1 protein-coding gene is annotated in these 271 nt (G+C 56.1%); it reads right to left on the reverse strand.

What is annotated here, in order from left to right; translation table 11 throughout:
* Positions 1–271, reverse strand: a 271-nt coding sequence (locus SB724_RS20205) for a hypothetical protein (RefSeq protein ID WP_410572637.1), incomplete at both ends; no start/stop codon positions are given.

The following is a 271-nucleotide window of genomic DNA, read 5'->3' on the forward strand; positions in this document are numbered from 1 at the left end:
GTAGTGATCGGCGGTGGCTTTCATCGACAGTTCGTTCGTGGCCGCGATGTTATTGACGAACATAAGCGGCATCTTCACTGTCGCCTTGTCGATCCTTACATCGAAGGAAAAAACGCCCTTGTCCGTGATATCGGTACGCGGCCAGAAAGCCAGCCCAGGATTAGTTGCGCCGAGGAAGATGCGCCCGTTCAGGCCTTCCCGATTGTTCTCGCTCACGTCGGCGCCGATGGGAAAAGTCGGATCGAGAATATCGGGCGTGCGCCGTGTTATC

This window comes from Bacillus sp. SIMBA_031 (genome assembly GCF_046535225.1).
GTDB lineage: Bacteria > Bacillota > Bacilli > Bacillales > Bacillaceae > Bacillus > Bacillus velezensis.